Origin of the sequence: Bacillus sp. 1780r2a1, assembly GCA_024134725.1 — a bacterium.
Taxonomy (GTDB): domain Bacteria; phylum Bacillota; class Bacilli; order Bacillales; family Bacillaceae_H; genus Priestia; species Priestia aryabhattai_A.
In genome coordinates this window covers 3,449,528-3,462,436 of sequence record CP099863.1, presented here as the reverse complement: position 1 = coordinate 3,462,436, position 12,909 = coordinate 3,449,528, and the positions used below count along the sequence as shown (strand labels likewise).

The following is a 12,909-nucleotide window of genomic DNA, read 5'->3' as shown; positions in this document are numbered from 1 at the left end:
GGAGGGGATTTGATGGCTGAAAAATCAGCACATTCAAAGCAACTTGATTCAGATTTAACAATAGAGCAAGTCAAAGAACAATTGACTGAAATTGGTAAAAAACGTGGTGTTCTCACATATGAAGAAATTGCCGAACGCATGGCGAATTTTGAAATTGAGTCCGACCAGATGGATGAATATTACGAATTCCTTGGGGAACAAGGTGTTGAAGTGATGAGCGAAGCGGAAGCAAATGAAGATGCGGATCCAGATATTCAACAATTGTCTAAGGAAGAAGAGTTTGATTTGAATGACCTTAGCGTACCACCAGGAGTAAAAATCAATGACCCTGTTCGTATGTATTTAAAAGAAATTGGTCGTGTAGACCTTCTATCTGCTGAAGAAGAAATTAACTTGGCAAAACGTATTGAAGAAGGCGATGAAGAAGCTAAGCGTCGTTTAGCAGAAGCAAACTTACGTCTAGTTGTAAGTATTGCTAAGAGATATGTAGGACGCGGTATGCTTTTCTTAGATTTAATTCAAGAAGGAAACATGGGCTTAATTAAAGCAGTTGAAAAGTTTGATTACCGTAAAGGTTATAAATTTAGTACGTATGCAACATGGTGGATTCGTCAAGCGATTACTCGTGCAATTGCAGACCAAGCGAGAACAATTCGTATTCCTGTACACATGGTAGAAACAATTAACAAGTTAATTCGTGTTCAACGTCAATTACTGCAAGATTTAGGTCGTGAGCCATCTCCAGAAGAGATTGCAGAGGATATGGATTTAACACCAGAAAAAGTACGTGAAATTTTAAAAATTGCTCAAGAGCCTGTTTCACTTGAAACGCCTATTGGTGAAGAAGATGACTCTCATCTAGGTGACTTCATTGAAGATCAAGATGCAACATCGCCTTCTGAGCACGCTGCCTACGAATTATTGAAAGAACAATTAGAAGACGTCTTAGATACGTTAACAGATCGTGAAGAAAATGTGCTACGTCTTCGTTTTGGTTTAGATGATGGTCGTACACGTACGCTTGAAGAAGTTGGAAAAGTGTTTGGCGTAACGCGTGAACGTATTCGTCAAATTGAAGCAAAAGCATTGCGTAAGTTAAGACATCCAAGCCGCAGCAAACGTTTAAAGGATTTCTTAGAATAGAATTTAAGATGAATTAATAGTTTACTTCTATATAGGAGTAAACTATTTTTTTGCTTCTTTTTTTTACCAATCATTACCCTTTGAATATATTTTACTGAAATGAGTTTTGTTTTGCAAATGCTCTTTTTTAAAAATTCCACTAAGTTATACAAGAAAACTTTTAAATGCAATCGCTATCATTTTTTAAAAGGAACTTTTCGTTTATTATATCATGAAATGGATTCTCTTATTTTAAAAGTTGAGAAAATTTACAAAAATGACTTATAATTAATTATTGTAAGCGTATACATTTTGTTTGGGGGGGAATTTGAGATGAATTTTGAATTAACAGCAGAACAGAAAATGATTCAAAAAACACTTCGAGAGTTTTCAGAAGCTGAGGTTGCACCAGGAGCATTGGAACGAGACAAGACGAAAGAGTTTCCGTTAGATGTGTTTAAAAAGTTATCTGATTTAGGCGTTATGGGGCTTCCTTTTCCAGAAGAGTATGGTGGAGGGGGTGCTGATACTGTTAGCTTTGCTATTGTAGTAGAAGAGCTAAGCAGAGCATGTGGTTCAACGGGAATTACATATTCTGCTCACGTATCGTTAGGCGGTGCACCTATTCATCTATTTGGAACACCTGAGCAAAAAGAAAAATACTTAGTTCCAATCTGTACTGGAGAATCGTTTGGAGCATTTGGTTTAACTGAACCGAATGCAGGAAGCGATGCTGGAGGAACTGAAACGAGTGCAGAGTTAGAAAATGGTGAATATACGATTAACGGCAGTAAATGCTATATTACCAATGCAAGCTATGCAAGATTTTTAGCTCTGACAGCTGTTACAGCAAGGAATGAAGGGAAAAAAGAAATCTCTGCGCTAATTGTGCCGACTGATTCAGTTGGTTTTTCAGTTATTGATAATTATGAAAAGATGGGCCTTCATGCTTCGAATACAACGGAACTAATTCTAGAAGACGTAAAAGTGCCAGAAGAAAATTTACTTGGCAAAAAAGGAGAGGGCTTTAAGCAATTCTTAAAAACGCTCGATGGAGGCAGAATCGGAATTGGAGCAATGGGAGTTGGAATTGCTCAAGCGGCTTATGAAAAAGCTCTTGCTTATGCCCAAGAAAGAAAGCAGTTTGGAAAAAACCTTTCATCTTTTCAAGCAATCCAATTTAAACTGGCAGATATGGCTATGAAAGTGGAACTGGCAAGAACGATGGTTTATAAGGCAGCGTGGCTGAAAGATCAAGGCAAACCTTTTACTAAGGAAGCGGCTATGTGTAAGCTTTATGCGTCTGAAATATGTATGGAAGTAGCAAGCCAAGCTATTCAAATCCACGGTGGATATGGGTATATGAAAGAGTATCAGGTCGAGCGTTTTTTACGAGATGCGAAACTATTGGAGATTGGTGAAGGGACATCTGAAATTCAGCGTTCCGTTATTGCTAGACAGATTGGCTGCTAATGAACTTTAAAAAGTGTAAGCGTTTCGAAAAATAGTGGATTTTATAGAGAGATTAGATAATTCTGTCAATAAAACCCTTTCACTTGTCCCCGTTTTACAGTAAAATAAAGATGCTTATATTATTTTGCTATTTCACGGGATGGGAATACATAAAGGGGGTATAGTTAATGAATCGAAATCCACTGATACCATTTTTGCTCATCGCACTTATTGGAATTGGATTAATGGTAACCTTCTCATTTAATGGTCTCAACAACGCAGAAGAAATAGCCGCTGAAAAAGAAGGTGGGGGCGAAGAAGATCAAGCCTCAGCAAAGCCTGAAGATCTCTATCAACAAAACTGTATTGGATGTCATGGCGATCAGTATCAAGGAGGCGTAGGGCCAGCTTTAAAAGGAGTGGGCGACAAGCTTTCTGAAGAAGAAATTGCTGATATTCTAGTGAACGGAAAGGGATCAATGCCATCCGGGTTAATATCTGCTGAAAAAGCTCCTGAGATGGCGAAATGGGTTTCAGAAATTAAATAACTAAGAGTTTTATGGTAGCCTCTTATAAACTAAGAGGCTTTTTTTTATACAAGTTAGGAAATAATAGAACCGGGATCACAGTATGATTCGTAAGAGTGTTTATGATAAAATAATGAACAGTAATTACATAAAGAATAGGTGACAAGACAATGAATGAGTTAAAATTATCTAAGCGACTAGAAGAAGTGGCAAAATCAATACCAAAGGGAGCAATGATTGCTGATATTGGATCAGATCATGCTTATCTACCTTGCTATGCATATTTACAAGGATATATAAAAGGCGCAATTGCAGGTGAAATTACAGAAGGTCCTTTTCAATCAGCTGTTAAACAAGTAGAAAAAACCAGCTTAACAGACGTCATTGAAGTAAGAAAAGGCGATGGGTTAGCTGTTATTACACCGGGTGAAGTGGATTGCATTACCATTGCAGGAATGGGTGGAACCTTAATTCAAACTATTTTGGAAGATGGGAAAGAGAAGCTGCAGGGCGTTAAAAGACTTGTGCTACAGCCTAATATCGGAGCTCACCATATCAGACAGTGGTTGATTGAACATAAATGGTCTTTAGTTGACGAAAAAATCATGGAAGATGACGGCCGAATTTATGAAATCCTTGTAGCTGAACAAGGGGATCCATTAGGTGCCTATGGTGACAAGGTCGAAGAAGGAATTTTAGTAGGACCAATTTTGGCAAGGGAGAAAAATGGTGCCTTTAAGAAGAAATGGAATCATGAGTTAGCACATACGAAAAAGATTGTCGAGCAAATGGAAAAATCAGCTACAACAAAAGAAGGACAAGAAAAAAAGAAAAAATTAGAAAATGAAATTCGAATCATTGAGGAGGTTTTATCATGAATAAAGTACCAAACGGTTATCAAGTTATTGAGCTGTTTGAATCTTTTTCTCCGAAGCACTTAGCTATGGAAGGGGATAAAATTGGTTTGCAAATCGGCACATTAAACAAGCCAGTTTATAAAGTGATGATTACCTTAGATGTATTAGAAATGGTTGTTGATGAAGCAATTGAACAGCATGTTGATCTCATTATTGCTCATCACCCTCCTATCTTTCGACCGTTAAAGCAAATCCAAACGGATCAGCCTGCTGGACGTATCGTTGAAAAGTGCATTAAACATGATATTGCTGTATATGCTGCTCATACAAACTTAGATATTGCTGAAGGTGGCGTTAACGATTTGCTAGCTGAAGCATTAGGTTTGCAAAACACCGAAGTTCTTGTTCCAACGGGTGCTGAAGAACTAAATAAATTTGTAGTTTACGTACCAGAAACACATTACGAAGCGGTTCACCAAGCAATCTCAAAAGCAGGTGCAGGTGAGATCGGATTATATAGCGGCTGTGCGTTCTTTACAGAAGGCGTTGGAACCTTTACCCCATCGGAGCAGGCAAATCCTTATATCGGCTCACAAGGTACTGTAGAACGCGTGAAAGAAGTGAAAATTGAAACGATTTTTCCAGCAAGGCTTCAAAAGAAAGTTGTGCAAGCTGTACTACGTGCTCACCCATATGAAGAAGTAGCCTATGATATTTATAACCTTAAGCAAAAAGGAAAAGAGTATGGTCTTGGGAAAATCGGACATCTATCCCGTGAAATGACACTAAAAGAATTCGCTCATCATGTAAAAGAAGCGTTAGATGTAGAAGGGTTAAGAGTCGTTGGTAACTTAAATGATACTGTGAAAAAGGTTGCGGTATTAGGTGGGGATGGTAACAAATACATTTCTAATGCAAAATTTAAAGGTGCCGATGTTTATGTGACAGGGGACTTATATTTTCATGTAGCACATGACGCAATGATGATGGGGCTGAATGTTATTGATCCTGGTCATCATGTCGAAAAAGTAATGCGTCAAGGAGTTGAAAAGAAAATGCAAGAGCTCTGTAAAGACAAGAAGTTTGAGTGCACAATCTTTTCATCAAAAGTTAATACAAATCCATTTACGTTTCTATAAAAAAAGATGCTCATCAGAGCATCTTTTTTAGGATGATTTTTTCGTACGTACTTTTGGTAAGATTTTCGATAATGGAACAGTTTTTTCAAGTGTCCATGTTGTTTCGTCAGCAGGGTCAAACTGCTCTAGAAACTTAATGACTTCTTTTGTAATTGGCGTAGGAGTGGATGCACCAGCCGTTACAGCGACTGAAGTAGCATCTTTCAACCAAGCTACTTTAAGCTCAGAAATATCGCTAATACGATAAGCTTTTGTTCCAGCAATCTCTTCAGAAACTTGCGCTAGACGGTTAGAATTATTACTTTTTGGATCACCAACAACAATTGTCACGTCAGCTTCTCCAGCTTGTTCTGCTACCGCTTCTTGACGTACTTGTGTTGCTAGACAAATTTCTTTATGCACTTCAGCATGAGGGTATTTCTCCTGAACTTTTTCAATCACATCGGCTACGTCCCATTGGCTCATTGTTGTTTGATTCGTCACAATGATTTTATCTCTTGTAATATCAAGGGATTCTACATCTTCTTCTTTTTCAATTAGATGAACGATGTGAGGCGCAATACCCACTGCTCCTTCCGGCTCAGGATGGCCTTTTTTACCGATATAAACGACTTCATAGCCTTCTTTCTCTTTTGCAAGAATAAGGTCATGTGTTTTGGTTACGTCTGGGCACGTTGCGTCAATTGTAACAAGTCCTTTTTCTTTTGCGCGCTCTTTTACTTCTGGTGATACACCATGAGCTGTAAAAATGACCGTACCTTCATTAATTTTATCTAAAATCTCTAAACGATTTGCACCGTCTAGGGTAATGATTCCATCTTCTTCAAACGCGTCTGTTACGTGTTTGTTATGCACAATCATGCCTAATATATAAATTGGGCGTGGAAGTGATGTATCCAAAGCTGCGTTGCGTGCAATAACCATTGCATCAACAACTCCATAGCAATAGCCGCGTGGAGCAATTTTTATAACTTTCATTAGTATCCTCCTCATCATAAGGTGACGAGTATTTGTAAACTCTTTTCTATTATATAAAAGCATGAACAATAATACAAAGGATATATTGGTCGTGTAATGCTTCCTCTCTATAATTGACATTAGTCTTTCTTTTTGGGTGACAATATGTATAAAAGGTAGATGTTAACCTCTCTACCTTTCTTTTGTTAAATATAAAGCTTTGGTGTTGATTGGCGTACTTTTTTAACGGGTTTAATTTCTTCATCATCAAAATTAAATTCGTCGCTTTCTAATTTCTTTTCTTTTTCGTTCTCGTTCTCTTGAGAATTATTAATTTGGGTGCTTCCTTCATTGTTTTTTTCTTCGCTATTGTTACTTGCGTCATCTTCTTCCTCTTCACCTGTATCCGCTGTGCGTAGTAGCTGATACATTTTTATAAGAGACGGAGCGTTTTTAACGAGTGGTCCGTACTGTTGTACCATTGGCCCCATTGTTTCAGCCACTTTAATAACCTTTTGAATATTGGTCATCATGGAGCTCAGCGTAGCAGGGTTCGTTAAATTTTGTAAATTGCTTAATAATGAAGCAGACGATGCGGGTGTAGCTGCACTTTGAACCGTATTGAATAGAGAAGTAGGTGGAATCATCCTTTGAGCTCCAGCAGCTCCAGAACCTCCAAAGGCTTCAGTGCCTCTGGCACCAGCACGACCTCTTCCAAATATACGAGCTAGCAAATTTCCTGGACCACGAGGCGTTCCTTGAGGGTTGATTCCCTGTGTATTCGGGAAGAATGTTTGTTGAGTATTAGTAGGTCCAAATGGGCTCTGCATACGAGGGGGAAAGGATGGTCTTCTTGGAATCAAAGAGCGCACCTCCTTTAGGTTAGTAAACTTCTTCTTTATCCTATGCATTTGTACCGAAAATGTTTGCAAAACCCAACATAAGTTTTTAGAATCAAAATGATCAGTAGTCAGCGAGAGCAAAATGGATTATAATCATATATTGTGTTTAAAATTGAACGTGACAGTAAAAAAAGGAGATTTAATATGGAAAAAACTAACTTTGAACGTTTTGAGCTACAGCCATTTTTAATAGAAGCAATTAAGCAATTAGGGTTTTATAACCCAACAGAAATTCAAGAACGCTTGATTCCATCAGTTTTAAAAGGAGACAGCGTTATTGGTCAGTCGCAAACAGGAACAGGTAAAACACATGCATATTTACTTCCTCTTTTAGAAAAAGTGAATCCGGCAAAGCAAGAAGTACAGGTTGTTATTGCAGCTCCAACACGTGAGCTAGCTTCACAAATTTATCAAGAAGTATTAAAGATTACGAAATACTGTGAAGAAGGAAAAGAAATTACAGCAAAATGTTTTATTGGTGGAACAGACAAGCAGCGTACGATTGAAAAGTTAAAAAAACAGCCACAAATTGTAGTTGGAACACCTTCACGTCTATTTGATTTAGTAAATGAAAAAGCGTTATTTGTTCATACGACTGCAGCAATCGTTGTAGATGAAGCGGATTTAATGCTTGATATGGGCTTTTTAGAAGATGTAGATCGTTTGGCAAGCAGCATGCCTGAAAAGCTTCAAATGCTTGTATTCTCAGCTACAATTCCAGAGAAATTAAAGCCATTCTTGAAAAAATATATGGATAACCCTAAATATTCTCATGTGGCACCAAATCAAGTAGCAGCAGCTAAGCTAGAGCATGTATTAGTACCCCTTCGTCATCGTAACAAGTTTAAACTTTTACACGATATGCTTGTTTCTTATAATCCATACTTAGCCATTGTGTTTACCAACACGAAGAAGATGGCTGATGAAGTAGCGGATGATTTAATGGCAAAAGGCCTTCGTGTAGGGCGTATTCATGGGGATTTAACGCCACGTGATCGTAAGAAGATGATGAAACAAATTTCAAACCTAGAGTTTCAATACGTTGTAGCAACAGATTTAGCAGCTCGCGGTATTGACATCGAGGGCATTAGTCACGTAATTAACTTTGAACTTCCTTCAGATCTAGATTTTTATATTCACCGTGTAGGACGTACAGCACGTGCTGGATATTCAGGGATTGCTGCTACAATGTATGATGTAGAAGATGAAGATGCGGTGATTCGACTTGAGAAAATGGGAATAGAGTTTGTGAACAAAGACTTGAAAAACGGTGAATGGATTTCAATTGATGACCGCAACCGTCGTAAAAAACGTCAGAAAAAAACGGATGATGTTGATAAAGAAGCAAGTCGCTTAATTCAAAAGCCAAAGAAAGTAAAACCTGGCTATAAGAAAAAACGTGCTCGTGAAATTCAAAAGTTTGTTCAAAAGAAAAAGAGAAGCGAGCGCCGCAATAATCGATAAAACAGAGGTGGTAACAACATGTTAAAAATCGGTTCGCACGTATCAATGAGTGGGAAAAAGATGCTGCTTGGGGCTAGTGAAGAAGCTGTTTCGTATGGAGCTAATACGTTTATGATTTATACGGGCGCTCCTCAAAACACAAGGCGTAAAAAAATTGAAGAGCTAAACATTGAAGCTGGTCTACAGCATATGAAAGAAAACGGTATTGATAACATCGTTGTGCATGCTCCATATATCATTAATATTGGTAATACAACAAATCCAGCCACGTTTGAGCTTGGAGTAGAGTTTTTAACTTCAGAAATTCAGCGTACCCATGCTCTTGGTGCTCGCCAAATTGTACTTCACCCAGGAGCTCATGTAGGAGCTGGCACAGAAACAGGTATCAAGCAGATTATCAGCGGATTAAATGAAGTGCTTCGCCCAGACCAAGAAGTACAGATTGCCTTAGAAACAATGGCGGGAAAAGGATCTGAATGTGGACGAAGTTTTGAGGAAATTGCTATGATCATTGATGGTGTTACGCATAACGAAAAGTTATCGGTTTGTTTTGATACATGCCACGTTCACGATGCAGGATATGATATTGTGAACGATTTTGATGGAGTATTAAATGAATTTGATAAAATGGTGGGGATTGATCGTATTAAAGTACTGCATGTTAACGATAGTAAAAATAGCTGTGGGGCTAAAAAAGACCGACATGAAAATATTGGCTTTGGTCATATTGGCTTTGACGCGTTAAATTACATTGTTCATCATCCAGCATTTGCAGATGTGCCGAAGATTCTAGAAACACCGTACGTTGGCGTGGATAAAAAGACGAAAAAAGCACCATATAAGCTTGAAATTGATATGTTAAAAGCAAAAGTATTCGATCCCGAGTTACAAAATAAGCTGATGAACTAACAGTTAAAATAAGCTGAGACATAAGTATTTGAGCGAACGAGATATCCGAACTAGTGGAAGGTAACGACTTTTAATAGTTTGGGTATCTTTTTATTTGTTCCAAAAATAAGTTAAAAAGCCTAGTGGAATGGAGCGTAAGATACATAGCTCCAGAGGGAACTAGAGGAAAGGCTGAGACCCCGCAGCACAGCGAGGAGAACCAGGTTCCTCCCTGCGAAAAGCGAGTGTCTGCAGCATCATGGAATGAGCTTGTTATTGCAGCCTAAAAGATTTTAGAAAAGGCATAAGTCGTGTTTGAGAAAGAATCATTTCGTTTTCCTAGATTCTTTGTTTATGTTACATCAGTTTTTGGAACAGCTCATTGACCTTTTTAGCTGTTTCCCGATCTGTTACTTGAGCAATTTGCTTAATTAAATAACGACGCTCAGCTTCATTATAAATGTTTACAGGTTTTTGCCTAATGACGTTCACAAGAGTATGAGCCTGCTCGGGTGTAATAAACACATTATACTGTTTACTATATTTAAGCAACTCGTTTGGTGTTAAGCTATTCACTTTTTTGTTAACGATTTGTTGAACTAATTTCATGTCAATCCCTCCTCGTTATATACATTGTATGAGGGAAAGTGCAACATGTGCTGATTTTCTTTATGTATTAACATTTACAACAAAGTAGGATTGAGGTATACTACTAGAATGATTAAATCGTAACGATTCTGACGTGAATGGGGTAACGGCTAAAATAATGAAACCGTGCCCTGTTCGTCGTGCTTAAATATAGAAAAGAATGGTGATAAATATGAGTATAGCGAATGCTATTGAAGTTGAACAATTATCGTTCCAATATGATGGGAGATATGTTTTAGAGGACATTAGCTTTTCAATTCCAAAAGGATCCTTTTTAGGACTTGTAGGTCCAAATGGTTCTGGAAAATCAACGCTCATTAAATGTATTCTGGGACTGCAGAAGCCTTCAAAAGGGTTAATTCGCTTATTTGGAACAGAACAAAGAAAATTTAAAGAGCGAAGCAAAATTGGCTATGTGTCACAAAAAGCAAATAGCTTTAACAGCGGTTTTCCCGCAACGGTATTTGAAGTTGTATCAACAGGGCTAACATCTAAGATTGGATTGTTTAAGTTTATGACACCAGCACATCGAAAAAAAGTTAAAGAAGCAATAGCTGCTGTTGGTATGAGTGAGTTTATAAATCGAAACATAGGTGAGTTATCGGGTGGGCAGCAACAGCGCATTTTCATCGCACGTGCTCTTGTAAGTGACCCGGAGCTACTCATATTAGATGAGCCTACGGTTGGTGTGGATGCTCAAAATGTTCAAAATTTTTATCAATTATTAGAAAAACTAAATAAGGAGCACGGAATTACTCTGTTACTTGTTACACATGATATTGGAACGATTACTGATAAAGTAACGCACGTTGCGTGTTTAAATAAATTTTTACATTTTCATGGGGAATCAAAGGACTTTGAAACGTTTTGTGAGCATGATGTATCCATGTTTTATGGACATGACGTTCATATGTTAACTCATCACCATGACCATGGAGGGCAGCACGCATGATTGCAAGCTTATTTGAATTTGAATTTTTACGCAATGCATTTGCAACGGGAATGATCATTGGGGTCTTAGCTCCGCTTTTAGGCGCTTTTATCGTTGTGCGCCGCCTTTCTCTTATTGCAGATGCACTTAGCCATGTAACTCTTGCCGGCATTTCTTTTAGTTTGTTATTGAGTCAGAAAGTAGGGTTTATGCAAGGGGTAAATCCACTATATTTAGGAATGGTTGCTTCGGTTGGAGGATCGCTTTTCATTGAAAAGCTACGTGCGGTTTACAAGCATTACCAAGAATTAGCCATTCCCATTATTTTATCGGGCGGAATAGGAATTAGCGCCATTTGCATTTCATTAGCAGATGGCTTTAACAATGACTTAATGAATTATTTGTTTGGTAGCGTCAGCGCTGTAAGCCGATCAGATTTATGGACGGTTATTGGTATTGCGGTAGTAGTTATTACGCTCGTTTTCGTATTTTATAAAGAATTGTTTATTTTATCCTTTGATGAAGAGCATGCGTCAGCATCTGGCATTAAAGCGAAATGGGTGCATTTTTTATTTATCGTAATGGTTGCTTTAGTTATTGCGGTTTCCATGCGAATTGTTGGGATTTTATTAGTGTCATCCTTAATGACGCTCCCGGTAGCAGCGAGCATTCGCTTAGCTAATGGTTTCAAACAAACCATTTTATTATCGGTCATTTTTGGAGAAGTATCCGTACTAGGTGGATTGTTTTCAGCTTACTATTTAGATTTAGCTCCCGGAGGTACAATTGTTGTCATTGCTGTTATAATTTTAATTATATCAATCATGATTAACAAAGGGCGAAAGGGGAAAAGAAAATGAATTTGTCAGAAGCAATTAATTTGTTAAAAGATGAAGGATATAAGCATACTGGAAAACGAGAAGAAATGCTTGCGTTGTTTTCAAAAACGGATAAGTATTTAACGGCTAAAGATGTGTTAGAGCATATGCGATTGGATTATCCAGGTCTTAGCTTTGATACTATTTATCGTAACTTATCACTATTTGCAGACCTTGGCATATTAGAGATGACGGAGCTTTCAAGTGAAAAGCATTTCCGCTTTAAATGTGCAACTAAACACCACCATCATCACTTTATTTGCTTACAATGTGGCAAAACAAAAGAAATTGATGCTTGTCCAATGAAGTATGTAAACGAAGATTTAGAGGGATTCGATGTAACGGGACATAAATTTGAAATCTACGGTAAGTGTACGGATTGTAACGAGCAAGTGGTAAACTGAATTTGATAAAAAGAAGGCGAACTTAGCTAAGTTCGCCTTTTGTTTTTGTCATTACGATTGCTTTTTGATCCAATTGTTTACCCATTCATTTGCTTCTAACCAATTGTGAACTCGTACAACTTTTGAAGGCACTGGAAGACGGTTATATGGCGTATCAAAAAGAATGACAGGTATATCACACTCTTCACTTATATCACAAGCATTGTCATGTTTGTCTTCAAAGAATATATCCACTTTGTACTTTTTTGCTGCTTCTACTTTGAAATGTGTTCCAATAAGTTCAATATGATGAAACGATACATCATGTTCATTAAACCAATTTTTCGTCACATCTAATAGTTTATCTGAGCGAGCACTGATAAAAAAAAGTTCATGCTGCTTATGCCACTGTTGTAAAATTTCTTTTGCGTGGGAAGCAAGAGGGGATGACTTGTAAATTGCGGCTTCGTTGTCTGTAAACCATTGTGCTAATTCTTCACGAGTAGCATTTACAAAAGGTAAGAAATCATACTCCGTAATATCTTCGTAAGTTAAATTTGCATTAAATGCTTTATTTAAATGAGGAACAAATGTTTCGGGTGAAGTAACTGTTCCATCAATATCAATTCCAAATCGTTTAGACAAACAATTGCACTCCAATCTGTAAAATCTTCTCTAGCGGTTTGTTATGTTAAGTGTACTAAAGTAAGAAAACATTAACAACTATAATTTTAAGATGACATCACATACTATAAATGCTC

General features: G+C 37.6%; 14 protein-coding genes. 10 read left to right on the top strand and 4 right to left on the bottom strand.

The window, feature by feature from the left end; genetic code table 11:
• Positions 1-12: 12 nt before the first annotated feature.
• From rpoD to NIZ91_17440, 5 genes are all read left to right on the top strand, one after another.
• Entirely contained in the window at positions 13-1,143 is a 1,131-nt protein-coding gene (gene rpoD, locus NIZ91_17460) for an RNA polymerase sigma factor RpoD (GenBank protein ID USY54508.1), read from the top strand.
• Positions 1,144-1,455: 312 nt separating this feature from the next.
• Positions 1,456-2,595: an acyl-CoA dehydrogenase family protein gene (locus tag NIZ91_17455; protein ID USY54507.1), complete on the top strand. Its 1,140-nt coding sequence runs from the start codon at positions 1,456-1,458 to the stop codon at positions 2,593-2,595.
• Positions 2,596-2,762: 167 nt separating this feature from the next.
• A complete protein-coding gene (locus NIZ91_17450) occupies positions 2,763-3,122 on the top strand; it encodes a cytochrome c (protein USY54506.1) in 360 nt (119 codons plus the stop codon).
• Positions 3,123-3,271: 149 nt separating this feature from the next.
• Positions 3,272-3,979 (top strand): tRNA (adenine(22)-N(1))-methyltransferase TrmK, encoded by a 708-nt coding sequence (locus NIZ91_17445; GenBank protein USY54505.1) that lies wholly within the window; start codon positions 3,272-3,274, stop codon positions 3,977-3,979.
• Positions 3,976-5,097, top strand: a complete 1,122-nt coding sequence (locus NIZ91_17440; GenBank protein USY54504.1) for a Nif3-like dinuclear metal center hexameric protein — start codon at positions 3,976-3,978, stop codon at positions 5,095-5,097. The genes NIZ91_17445 and NIZ91_17440 overlap by 4 nt, the downstream gene beginning before the upstream one ends.
• 27 nt (positions 5,098-5,124) lie before the next feature.
• On the opposite strand, the gene NIZ91_17435 is transcribed toward NIZ91_17440, so the two are convergent.
• Entirely contained in the window at positions 5,125-6,075 is a 951-nt protein-coding gene (locus tag NIZ91_17435; protein USY54503.1) for a 4-hydroxy-3-methylbut-2-enyl diphosphate reductase, read from the bottom strand.
• Positions 6,076-6,260: 185 nt separating this feature from the next.
• Positions 6,261-6,917, bottom strand: a complete 657-nt coding sequence (locus NIZ91_17430) for a YqfQ family protein (protein USY54502.1) — start codon at positions 6,915-6,917, stop codon at positions 6,261-6,263.
• Between the two features lie 183 nt (positions 6,918-7,100).
• On the opposite strand from NIZ91_17430, the gene NIZ91_17425 reads away from it, so the two are divergent.
• Together NIZ91_17425 and NIZ91_17420 are read left to right on the top strand one after the other, a co-directional pair.
• Positions 7,101-8,420: a DEAD/DEAH box helicase gene (locus tag NIZ91_17425; protein USY54501.1), complete on the top strand. Its 1,320-nt coding sequence runs from the start codon at positions 7,101-7,103 to the stop codon at positions 8,418-8,420.
• A gap of 18 nt (positions 8,421-8,438) precedes the next feature.
• Positions 8,439-9,329: a deoxyribonuclease IV gene (locus tag NIZ91_17420; GenBank protein USY54500.1), complete on the top strand. Its 891-nt coding sequence runs from the start codon at positions 8,439-8,441 to the stop codon at positions 9,327-9,329.
• Positions 9,330-9,665: 336 nt separating this feature from the next.
• On the opposite strand, the gene NIZ91_17415 is transcribed toward NIZ91_17420, so the two are convergent.
• The gene (locus NIZ91_17415; protein ID USY54499.1) at positions 9,666-9,917 is read right to left on the bottom strand and encodes a DUF2624 domain-containing protein; all 252 of its coding nucleotides are present in this window, start codon (positions 9,915-9,917) and stop codon (positions 9,666-9,668) included.
• 217 nt (positions 9,918-10,134) lie between these two features.
• Here NIZ91_17415 and NIZ91_17410 point away from each other — a divergent pair, with 217 nt between their 5' ends.
• The 3 genes from NIZ91_17410 to NIZ91_17400 are packed head-to-tail and all read left to right on the top strand — an operon-like array spanning position 10,135 to position 12,169.
• Positions 10,135-10,908, top strand: coding sequence for a metal ABC transporter ATP-binding protein (locus NIZ91_17410; GenBank protein USY57210.1), 774 nt, complete (start codon positions 10,135-10,137; stop codon positions 10,906-10,908).
• Entirely contained in the window at positions 10,905-11,747 is an 843-nt protein-coding gene (locus tag NIZ91_17405; GenBank protein ID USY54498.1) for a metal ABC transporter permease, read from the top strand. The genes NIZ91_17410 and NIZ91_17405 overlap by 4 nt, the downstream gene beginning before the upstream one ends.
• Positions 11,744-12,169 carry a transcriptional repressor gene (locus tag NIZ91_17400; GenBank protein ID USY54497.1) on the top strand — a complete coding sequence of 142 codons (426 nt, stop codon included), beginning with the start codon at positions 11,744-11,746 and terminating at the stop codon, positions 12,167-12,169. The genes NIZ91_17405 and NIZ91_17400 overlap by 4 nt, the downstream gene beginning before the upstream one ends.
• Before the next feature lie 51 nt (positions 12,170-12,220).
• Here NIZ91_17400 and NIZ91_17395 read toward each other — a convergent pair whose 3' ends face one another.
• Entirely contained in the window at positions 12,221-12,793 is a 573-nt protein-coding gene (locus NIZ91_17395) for a hypothetical protein (GenBank protein USY54496.1), read from the bottom strand.
• Positions 12,794-12,909: the final 116 nt, after the last annotated feature.

Bases quoted from the DNA above. Each gene is read 5' to 3' on its own strand.
- rpoD (USY54508.1), top strand. From the start codon at position 13: ATGGCTGAAAAATCAGCACATTCAAAGCAACTTGATTCAGATTTAACA.
- NIZ91_17455 (USY54507.1), top strand. From the start codon at position 1,456: ATGAATTTTGAATTAACAGCAGAACAGAAAATGATTCAAAAAACACTT.
- NIZ91_17450 (USY54506.1), top strand. From the start codon at position 2,763: ATGAATCGAAATCCACTGATACCATTTTTGCTCATCGCACTTATTGGA.
- NIZ91_17445 (USY54505.1), top strand. From the start codon at position 3,272: ATGAATGAGTTAAAATTATCTAAGCGACTAGAAGAAGTGGCAAAATCA.
- NIZ91_17440 (USY54504.1), top strand. From the start codon at position 3,976: ATGAATAAAGTACCAAACGGTTATCAAGTTATTGAGCTGTTTGAATCT.
- NIZ91_17435 (USY54503.1), bottom strand. From the start codon at position 6,075: ATGAAAGTTATAAAAATTGCTCCACGCGGCTATTGCTATGGAGTTGTT.
- NIZ91_17425 (USY54501.1), top strand. From the start codon at position 7,101: ATGGAAAAAACTAACTTTGAACGTTTTGAGCTACAGCCATTTTTAATA.
- NIZ91_17420 (USY54500.1), top strand. From the start codon at position 8,439: ATGTTAAAAATCGGTTCGCACGTATCAATGAGTGGGAAAAAGATGCTG.
- NIZ91_17415 (USY54499.1), bottom strand. From the start codon at position 9,917: ATGAAATTAGTTCAACAAATCGTTAACAAAAAAGTGAATAGCTTAACA.
- NIZ91_17405 (USY54498.1), top strand. From the start codon at position 10,905: ATGATTGCAAGCTTATTTGAATTTGAATTTTTACGCAATGCATTTGCA.
- NIZ91_17400 (USY54497.1), top strand. From the start codon at position 11,744: ATGAATTTGTCAGAAGCAATTAATTTGTTAAAAGATGAAGGATATAAG.